The following is a 236-nucleotide window of genomic DNA, read 5'->3' as shown; positions in this document are numbered from 1 at the left end:
AAGAAGAGTTAACCCGGGAGAAGTTTATAGAAAATCCATTTAAAGAGGGCGATAGAATTTATAAGACGGGAGATTTAGCGCGTTGGCTCCCTGATGGTAATCTGGAGTTTATCGGCAGAAAAGATAATCAGGTTAAGATTCGTGGTTATCGAATAGAGCTTGGTGAAATCGAGAATGTATTGTCATCGGTACGTGGAATCAGCCAGTGCTGTGTATTGGCCAAAGAGGATTCAAAT

Annotated in this window: 1 protein-coding gene; it reads left to right on the top strand. The window is 41.1% G+C overall.

Translation table 11 applies throughout. The features are described 5' to 3' along the window. Nucleotides 1-236 (top strand): AMP-binding protein (locus FLA105534_RS18005; protein ID WP_173967479.1); only part of this gene is annotated, 236 nt, incomplete at both ends.

Source organism: Flavobacterium collinsii (genome assembly GCF_902804485.1).
In the GTDB taxonomy this organism is placed as follows: domain Bacteria; phylum Bacteroidota; class Bacteroidia; order Flavobacteriales; family Flavobacteriaceae; genus Flavobacterium; species Flavobacterium collinsii.
This window is presented reverse-complemented; position numbering and strand designations above follow the sequence as displayed.